The sequence below is a fragment of the Ammoniphilus soli genome, assembly GCF_040813775.1.
Window position 1 is genome coordinate 1 of sequence record NZ_JBEGDL010000073.1, and the last position, 9,249, is coordinate 9,249.

The 9,249-nt window shown below is 42.0% G+C and carries 7 protein-coding genes and 1 pseudogene; 2 read left to right on the forward strand and 6 right to left on the reverse strand.

Translation table 11 applies throughout. The features are described 5' to 3' along the window. Positions 1-391: 391 nt before the first annotated feature. The 4 genes from ABLT31_RS37605 to ABLT31_RS37620 form a co-directional block, all read right to left on the reverse strand. Complete coding sequence (locus tag ABLT31_RS37605; RefSeq protein WP_367760845.1) at positions 392-1,654, reverse strand: amidohydrolase; 1,263 nt, start codon at positions 1,652-1,654, stop codon at positions 392-394. 28 nt (positions 1,655-1,682) lie between these two features. Then, entirely contained in the window at positions 1,683-3,215 is a 1,533-nt protein-coding gene (locus ABLT31_RS37610; protein WP_367760846.1) for an AbgT family transporter, read from the reverse strand. A gap of 39 nt (positions 3,216-3,254) precedes the next feature. Continuing rightward, positions 3,255-4,442, reverse strand: a complete 1,188-nt coding sequence (locus tag ABLT31_RS37615) for a M20 family metallopeptidase (protein WP_462976594.1) — start codon at positions 4,440-4,442, stop codon at positions 3,255-3,257. A gap of 162 nt (positions 4,443-4,604) precedes the next feature. Beyond that, positions 4,605-5,915: a helix-turn-helix domain-containing protein gene (locus ABLT31_RS37620; protein ID WP_367760848.1), complete on the reverse strand. Its 1,311-nt coding sequence runs from the start codon at positions 5,913-5,915 to the stop codon at positions 4,605-4,607. A 435-nt stretch (positions 5,916-6,350) separates the two neighbouring features. Between ABLT31_RS37620 and ABLT31_RS37625 the strand changes: the two are divergent. Continuing rightward, positions 6,351-6,990 (forward strand): annotated as a pseudogene (locus ABLT31_RS37625) (recombinase family protein). A 455-nt stretch (positions 6,991-7,445) separates the two neighbouring features. Here the strand turns inward: ABLT31_RS37625 and ABLT31_RS37630 are convergent. Further along, positions 7,446-7,880: a hypothetical protein gene (locus tag ABLT31_RS37630; protein WP_367760849.1), complete on the reverse strand. Its 435-nt coding sequence runs from the start codon at positions 7,878-7,880 to the stop codon at positions 7,446-7,448. A 90-nt stretch (positions 7,881-7,970) separates the two neighbouring features. Next, positions 7,971-8,495, reverse strand: a complete 525-nt coding sequence (locus tag ABLT31_RS37635; protein WP_367760850.1) for a DUF6036 family nucleotidyltransferase — start codon at positions 8,493-8,495, stop codon at positions 7,971-7,973. A 285-nt stretch (positions 8,496-8,780) separates the two neighbouring features. On the opposite strand from ABLT31_RS37635, the gene ABLT31_RS37640 reads away from it, so the two are divergent. Beyond that, positions 8,781-9,179, forward strand: coding sequence for a hypothetical protein (locus ABLT31_RS37640; RefSeq protein WP_367760851.1), 399 nt, complete (start codon positions 8,781-8,783; stop codon positions 9,177-9,179). Positions 9,180-9,249: the final 70 nt, after the last annotated feature.

Below are 9,249 nucleotides of genomic sequence, written 5' to 3' on the forward strand. Positions count from 1 at the left end.
CTAATTTGGTATTGCCAAAAAACAAACTGCAGTGCGGGTTATTTTCAGGATAGCTGAACGAATGGCTAATAAGCTTTTTTCCCTAAACCAAGATTCTTCTCGTCATGAAATCTCCTTTTTTGGATGCTTACAATTCCTCTCATCCAGCCAAGATAACGAACTCTCTCCACTTTTCAAATGACTTTCTCTAAATTCATTGAATGGCTCGTTAACTGCTGAATAATTTATTCTAATATATACCACCGATTCCATATTCTCTAAGAAATCAGCAATGCTGATTTACCTGGATGCGGTCATGAGCGGATAGAGGTAACTATCTGTATCACCTCCAAATAAAAATAGAACGACAAAAAAGCAAAAACCCATGCCCTATTCAGCATGGGTTTGTATTCTATTCACTCAACATTCGTACAGCAATTTGATACAAAAGGTCCACAGCCAGAGGCAGAACCTCCTCTTGAATATCAAACTTCGGATGATGATGCGGTGCAGGAAGATCCGTACCGATTATCATGTAGGTTCCTTTGCCGCCCCTCTCCTGTACACGTCGAATCATGAAGCTTGCATCTTCGCTTCCCAGCGCACCGGATTCCTGCAGCCCATTCACCGAAGAAAATCCTTCGATATGCTCGGCTTCTTCTATAGCGATAGCAACTAATTCCGGGTCACAATGAATAGGAATCGCCGCACCAATAATATCGATTTCATACCGAAGCTCGTGCATGGCTGCGCTTTGGGCAATAATATTTTTAACGCGTCTTTCCAACTCATGATTGGCTTCCTCGGAAACGGAACGTGTTTCAAGGATCATCTTCGCATACTCGGGAATGATATTGGCAGCGGTTCCCCCTTCCAGCACTCCCACATTTACGCGCGTCGCACCTGTACTAAACCGTGGAATCGCATGAATATTCAACAAAGCAGTAGCTGCTCCCATTAAGGCGTTTTTTCCCTTTTCAGGGGACGCTCCCGCATGAGAAGGTACTCCATAAAAATGAGCTGCCATTTTTGTACTGGCCAGGAATCCTGAGGAACCGCCGTACATTTCACCTGTAGCAACATTGGTACCGAGATGATGACAAAAAATAAAATCGACATCATCCAATATCCCTTTTTGCACAATAGCGTACGCCCCTCGCACCCCCTCTTCTGCAGGCTGAAAAATGAGCTTTACGGTTCCGTAAAAATTCCGATCTGAAAGCTTGTGGGCCAATCCTAAACCGATGGCCGTATGCGCGTCATGGGCACAAGCATGCATATTCCCGGCATATTTAGAACCAAATCCAACCGATTGGGGAAAATGGTCAGGATCTTGACTCTCTTTAACAGGTAGAGCATCCATGTCAAATCGGTAAGCAACCGTAGGTCCATTGCCTTTCCCTTTTAACACTCCAATAACCGCCGTGTAGCCTCCCTTCATTTTTTCGAGAATGCCAGGATTAGCCCCATCCCGCAAAGCCCGTTCATAAGCCTCTTGGAGTTCTTCCTCTGCCGGCACCCCGCGACGGGAGTCACCATCCATCGCACATTTTCCATAGATTACATCAAATCCAAGCGATCTTAAAATTTCAACCACTCGCGAGGCGGTTCGAAACTCCGTAAAACCAACCTCAGGATATTGATGAAAATCCCGTCTTAAAGAAATAACATCCATTCAAAGCAGCTCCTTTAAGATTGATCTTCTACTTACCATACACTCCTGGCCCGAACGGCAATCCAAGGAAATACCAGACGGCCATCTGCACGATCCAAATCAGTAAGAACAAGATCGCATACGGCATCATAGTGGAAAAGACCGTACCCATTCCAGAATCCTTCTTATATTGTTGATAGTACGCTAAAACCAGAGGTATATATGGATTCATCGGAGTTATCATATTGGTCGACGAATCGGCAATACGGAAAGCGACTTGGACTAAGGCAGGATGATAATCCAAAAGCATGAACATGGGAATAAACACCGGGGCTAACATGGCCCACATAGCGGACCCGCTGGCGACAAACAGATTCATGATAGCAACAAACAGTACGAATACAACAATCACCGAAAAACCAGTCATATTGATGCTCTTCAAAAATTCGGAACCATTGACCGCCATGACAATCCCTAGATTGGTCCAGTCAAAGAAGGCAATGAATTGCGAAGCGGCGAAAACTAATACAATAAATCCGGCCATCATTTTCATCGAATCGGTCATTAATTTAGGAATATCCGATGAGGTTTGGATAACCCCCACGATTTTACCGTACACCGCAGACGTTACAATGAAGAATAAGAGAATAATCGGAATGATACCTTTTAAAAATGGAGAAGTCAGGATCCCTCCTGTCTTCGGATCACGAAGAAATGCGCCTTCCGGAATCACTAATAAAGCGATAATGGCTACAAAAATAAGCGCTGCCAATCCAGTTGCCTTTAAGGCGCGGCTTTCTTTTGCCGTGAATGACTCCATCTTGATGTGATCTCCTTGGTAGGTGCCCAATCGCGGTTCTACCAACTTATCGGTAATCCATGCACCAAGGATGGCAAGAATAAAAGTAGAAGCTGACATGAAAAACCAGTTATCAATCGGCGTAACAACAACGTTCGGGTTGACCGTTTTTACAGCTTCCGTACTAATTCCGGATAACAGGGCATCCGTCCCGGCAATAAATATGTTTGCCGTAAAACCTGCACCCCATCCCGCCACACCGGCTGCAAACCCAGCCAATGGATGACGGCCCATGGCTAGGAAAATCATTGCACCCATGGGCGGAATGATGGCGATAGCGGCATCTGAAGCTAAATTTCCTAATATCCCTATTAATACAACAGCAAAACTAAGCAAAGCCTTAGGCACCTTAGAAATCAAGGCACGCAGAACCCCTTGGATCAGACCGACCTTTTCGGCTAAGCCAATTCCGAGCGTCATACCCAATACCAATCCAAGAGCAGGGAAATTCGTAAAGTTTTTCAGCATATTCGTAAGAATCCAATGCACGCCTTCTTGGCTTAACAAGCTTTTGACGGTGGCCGTTTCACCCGTTCCCGGATGAACAACGGATACCTTCATCGCGGCTAAGACCGCGGAGATGACGATAAAGATGCCGCATAAATATACAAATAGCATAAATGGATGCGGAAATTTGTTTCCAGTCTTTTCAATCCATTTCAGGATACCTTTTTGTTCAAATTCAGGAATGGGCGGCTGCGCGTCTACAGGTTTTCTGACCATCTTAATCCCCCTTACTTTTATTTGATGTTACCGTTTTCTCTATGTTGTTGATCCCAAAATCTTTTGTACCGCATGAACAAACAGGGCCACGCCATCCCGCAGAGAGTCTTCATCCACTGTAAAACGCGGGTGATGATGCGGATAGATGATTCCCTTCTCTTCATTTCTTGCTCCCACAAGTAAGAAGCAACTTGGAACTTTGTCCGAAAAAGCGGAAAAATCTTCTCCACCCATTAATGGCGGCATATGCAGAAGTCGATTTTGTCCCCATCTTTCTAAAATTGTTTCTTCCATAAGCTTGGTTACATTTTCGTCATTTACTACGGAACCGTAACCATAGCGATAGTCAAATTCATAGGTCGCTCCATGCGCCTCGGTGATCCCTTTAATGATCTGCTCCATCGTTTTTACCGTATGTTCCCGTACTTCCTTCCCAAAACTGCGAACCGATCCGCTTAATTTCACAGTATCCGGAATGACATTATAAGCTCCGTTCCCCGCTTGGAAATTGGTCACAGAAACGACCAACTTATCAAGTGGCGATGTATTTCTAGCTACGATTTGCTGTAAATTCGTAACCACTTGGGCGCCAATGGCCAGCGGATCAATCGCCGATTCCGGCTGGGAGGCATGTCCACCCTTCCCTTGGATCGTAATGTTGAATCGGTCTGAATTCGCTGTAGCCGGTCCGTAAATGAGCCCAATTTTCCCTACTGGTATCGTTGACATCAGATGGATACCGATCATGAGATCAACCCCATCTAGCACTCCGGCTTTCACCATTTCTTGGGCTCCACCTGGATGTATTTCTTCCGCGTGTTGGAATATAAAGCGCACTTCGCCCTTGATCTGATCTTTCAGGAACGCAAGAATCTTCGCAGTCCCCAAAAGCATTGCTGTATGTGCGTCATGTCCACAGGCATGCATTACTCCAGGGATCTGGGAAGCGAATTCAAAATCATTCTCCTCCTGAATAGCAAGCGCATCCATATCCGCGCGCAAACCCACAATCTTACCCGGTTGTTTCCCTATGAGACGCCCCACCACGCTTGTCTTCGTAGGCCGCGAAATTTCCAAATTTCCAAACGATTGGAGGGTCTCATAAACATATTGAGCAGTCTTTTCTTCTTGGAAAGATAATTCAGGGTTTCTATGGAAATATCTTCTCCATCTGATCACATCGTCCTCCACTGAATTTACCCATTCATTGATTAGATGTTTTTCCATAATAGACATATAAACAAATCCTTTCTTCTAAAGTTCATTATATTTAACGAACATTAAACGATAATTTCGTTATTTGTTATTCATTATATACACTTACAATAGTTTAATCAATACAATCGTTCGCTTTTTTGACAAAAAGAAAAAACACCCAATATTCGGGTGTCAATGAGTCGCATTTTTTTTTAACCGATATATTTTACTCGGCCTTCCTCGCGTGGAATGGGATTCCTCCCCATCGATTTCCGCAAGACCAAATTCGCATAAACTGGCAACGATTCGCTGAGCATTCCGTTTCGTCATCGATAAGTGGGAAGCCAAATCTGCAGTGGTAAAGCCCTCCCAGCCCATACGATGGATAAGAGCCTCAATCTTGCTGTATGTTTTGATGCTGATGTTTGCCTGATGCAGTTTCTCCAGCAGTACTTTATCATGGGATCGGTAAGCATAGGCTAATTCTTCGTCTTGACCGACCGATTCAATTATCGTGCCATCTTCTTGAACAATGCTAATCCCATGATTCGCTTTTTCTTTTGAATATTGAACGGCTTTATAGGCATTCATCTCGGCTGAGGATGCAGTCTCTCCAAACCCGATGCCGACTGCAACAGGAACTCCGGCATCCAGGATTAATTGTTGAACAGACGATTGCAGCACTTCAATTTCCCGTTCAATGGCACCACGCGAACTAAAAATCTGATAACGTCCGTCACCGATTTCCATGAATGATCCATCTAATTTTTCACATAGATGGAGAAGCGTCTGCTTGATTCTCAATTCCAACTGTTGCAGTTGGACCCTTGTCTGAACCTTTTCCGCAATTTGCTCATATTGAGTAAATTCAATGATTTCCACACCAATCTGGGTATCCTTAAAGTAGGAACTTTTTACTTTCTCAATAATAATTTTCAGAGCTTGTCTAATTTCCATTTTGGTAATGAAAATTCGGAAGACGGGGACTCCTTCTTTCTTTAAGGCATGATAAACGGAACTCAAGGAGGTTAAGGCTCCTTTGGTTTTTCCATCCTTCCACAATTGCAGATGAAATTGAACCAGCTCCAAAGGGTTATACTCCTCGTCAAATAACTTTACATATAGATCGCGAATGGGAATCTCCAGTTCGTTCAGTGATTCATGAACATCCTCCGTTTCAATCATATCGATCGATATCCCCTGCAATGCTTGCTCGTGATGATGGAACAGTTGTAAAAGACATCGATAGAGACTCGATCCCGTATTGGGAGAATATACGTAATCTGCATTTGGACCCAGTACCTTTTTCGCCATATTATAGGGGATGGGGCCTGAAAAAAACCAGCCATTCACTTCATGATGATGTTCTTCCACAATCGTTTTCGCTTCCCTGGATTCCTCATAAGGAAATGAGATAAATTTGATTTCATGCTCAAATTCATTGGCAACCTCCAGAATCCGGTCTATGGATTCGGGTGGACCGACCACTCCAATTCTATGCATAATACTTCTTTGCTCCTTCTGATTCCATTAAGACATGATATAAGATTATACCAAAGTGGTGTTTGTATCTAAACATTCATCTGGAAGAGTATAGCCCCTGCCATTCTTCATTACTGTTTGACCACGAGGAATCGTTGTAACAGGTGTCCTATCAAATCATAGCCGTCGTATTCATGGTATTCATGCAATAGTTTTTGCACATATGGAAGAATGCTTATTTGTTTCTGTCTCGTACAAACAATTTTTGCAATACTTCGTTTTCCAAAGATCTTATCCGGTAAGGATTCCAAATTGTACAAATATAAACAAACACTCCCATTTTTTTGATATTTATGCGATTTTACTCCTTTAATCCTTTTACACAAGGAGTAGCTCCAGGGGTAGTACCAAGATTATACGAAAACAACTTTATAAATAAAAAGGAGTAGTTCCATAGTGAATATCGGGTACATAACGAGTTTCCAGTGTTGATCAGAACATCGGTAGGCAATTGGAAAAGATGAAAGAATTAGGGATCGGGGATCGCTTCCTTTTTGTGGATAAGCAGTCAGGGAAGGATTTTGAACGAGAAGGATACATTGCGATAAAAATGGCCATTCGTGAAGGGGATCTATTCTATATCGATGCACTGGATCGGCTCGGCCGAGATTATGACGGAATCATTGAGGAATAGAAAGAGATCACGCGTAAACTAGGTGCGGATATCGTGGTCTTAGAGAACGCAACACTTTTTGACAGCCGGAAATTGAAAAGTATGGAAGATATGGGGAAGCTTATGGAAGATCAATTCCTTAGCCTGTTGTCCTATGTGGCTGACCAGGAGCGGAAAAAGATCCGGCAGCGACAATCTGAAGGGATCACGTTGGCCAAGGCGAAAGGTAAGCACCTAGGAAGACCAAAAATAGACTTAAATACACTATCCAAGGAACAAAGACAAACACTACAATCTTTATACGATTCATGGAAGGCTAGGGAAATTACAGCCGGAGAACTAATGAGTAGGTTGGATCTGAAAAGGAATACCTTTTACAAAGTTATTAAGGAGTATGAGATGAAGGTAGTAGCCAATGGTTAAGAAATTGATTAGGCATCGGGGTCATCACTGGATCTAAAATCCAATTAATGACCCTTTTTACATCTATCTAGGTACATAACCCTTTCAGATACAGAATGAATTTAACGACGAGATTTACTTTCGTTAACTAGCTTATCAAAGCCCTCCTGAATCATATAGTTAATTTGGTTACAGATCTAGTATTTTCTAGTACTCCACTCTTCTTTTAGTAACCGCTCAGATATTTCTTGATTTTACATTTTCGTCATTAAAGACGGGTTTAATGACGAAGTGAAGATAAAAATTTCAGGAAAATTGTCCAGTGACAAAAATATTCTAAACGGGGTAGCCACAGGAAAATGTGGATTTTTATGTGCTAAACTAATTAAGTAATGACCAATAAGCCCAATAGATACGCCTGACTGCTATCGAAGAAACAAAAAAGAGCTGGATTACAGCTCAGTTCTTCCCTTTCATTATTTAATTAACTTTACGCTAGAACGTCGTTCAGCCACATACCGACTCTTTTCGTCTGAAATTTTTCTTCCCCTTAACCGGTGGAGCCGATCCAGACTGCGAAGTAATTTGCTGATTTGACGAGAGGCAGTTGTTATCGGCAATTGTAGCCGATCTAGGCTTTGGCCGGTTTTCTCATAAAAAGGGAGATGACGTAACATTCGTGCCAGCGACCTTAAACGGGGATCTTCGGGTATACTTAAAGCCGCGTGAAGATCAAACAGGATTTGACGCACGTCCGAATCATAGTTAGATTGTCTCAACAATACATAAAAGTGTTCTGCTGATCGGAGGGAATAGAGAGCGACTACATTACGCCAACGCTCGTGTGACTTGGCCTTAAGCAACAACTCTTCCATAGACAGTTCTATTCCACGAGTGAGATGACTTTTCATTTGATCGAGCAGATGACAAAATACCACATAATCCATTCCCTCACCTCCATTCTGTTACTTCTTATTCTAACCTATTAAAACCTTTTTAGACTATTTTTTTCGTTCGATATATTCATCTATGATTTGATCAATATCTACAAATCGAAGTGGATGACCCATTTGATTGTCCCTTGTTTCGTTATAAATCGTTCGAAGTTCATCCAAATTTTCGACATGATCCATAATTCCTGAATCTAAAACATCTACTACATCTCTTCGTTCTGCTCGTAATAACTTTGAAACAATAAGATCTATCGGGTGAGCGATATAAACTTGAAGATTGTTGAATCCTTTTAACTCATAAGCCCGATCCCTGAATTCCTCGGGAATTCCAGCAATCCCTTGCAATTGATTATTTACATCATAACCATTCATGATTTGAATAATTTCATCATCCACCACACGATTTAAAAAATATGCGTCGATGTCCGAAGTCCCTCGAAACGTTTGGCTAAAAAATAAAAAGGCTGTTCCCCCGAAGATTACAAAACAAACTTTATCTTTCAAATTCTTGGATTGAAGATCAAAATCCAATGATAATAGATGTTCTTTTACCTGTTCTTCGTCCCGGAACACACAATCAACCCCTTACACTCATTATTTCTATTCTACCATGTCGTACAAGAAAAAAAGATTGTATTATTTCAACTCCATCAATAAAGTTTGCTAATCGGAGTAGATCATTCTTATACAAGGGGCTTACAATTAAGCCTACCTATCGGGCATTGATATAACGGTATAGCGTAGTCTTTCGGGGAACAGGATCGACATCTATCCCCTGCTTTTTTGCTGCGATAAAGGAGCAGGATAACGAAATAGCCTATAGCTTATTAGGGAAAATTACCATAAGAGGTGATTCCCTTGAAATTAGTAAGTGGTTGGATTGTGACGCTTTGCTTAATATTTAACCATGCACAAGCCCAAAACGTTGAAGATTTACGTGCTAAGATTTTAAATGTTTATACCGATTTACCCAACAAATCAGGATGGTGGACGGCTCCGAAAGGAGTTCATAAGATGACAATTTATGTTGAAGCTGAAAATACAGAAACAGTGATATTTTGGTTAATTCCGACTGGCACTCAAACATGGGGTCAAAGAGAACTCATTGGCTATGACAAAGATGGAAGTGATGGCTGGTCTTTAACTTGGGATTTTGGCAATCGCTCACTCCATGACCATATTCATATTCAGGCGTTAGGAAGCGATAGTGCTTCCCAATCAAATGCCAGCATCAATGTAGCCACCGAAATACCGTAAAGATTATTGTGCTAAACGGGGATCGATAGTGAAATAAATAAAACCCAATCTTCTTGAATTAGACCAAGAG